The organism is Stenotrophomonas maltophilia group sp. SKK55, from assembly GCF_057179845.1.
In genome coordinates this window covers 1-389 of sequence record NZ_JBXUHP010000055.1, presented here as the reverse complement: position 1 = coordinate 389, position 389 = coordinate 1, and the positions used below count along the sequence as shown (strand labels likewise).

Here is a 389-nt window from a genome sequence, read left to right as displayed (position 1 = left end):
AAACGCATCAGCCGCTCGGGGAGCCGGCTGCGGGTGGAAGCAGATGACGGCCGGCAGTGGCAGACACGTGCAGTGATCAGCGCCACGGGTACGTGGCGGCATCCCTGCACGCCCGGATATGAAGGTCTGAACGCTTTCGGCGGCGTGCAGCTGCACTCGGCCCACTACAGCCATCCCGAACCCTTCGCCGGAATGCGCGTGGCCATCATCGGCAGCGGCAACTCAGGCGCACAGATTCTGGCCGAGGTCTCCAAGGTGGCCAAGACCACGTGGATCACCCAGCGGGTGCCAGCCTTCCTGGCCGACGATGTCGACGGGCGCGTTCTGTTCGCACGCGCAACCGAGAAGTGGAGGGCTCAGCAGGAAGGACGCGAGCCGGATATTCAGCG

General features: G+C 65.8%; 1 protein-coding gene. It reads left to right on the top strand.

The window, feature by feature from the left end; genetic code table 11:
- Window positions 1-389: NAD(P)-binding domain-containing protein (locus tag AC2A1N_RS16615; RefSeq protein ID WP_484372917.1), on the top strand; the 389-nt coding region annotated here is incomplete at both ends.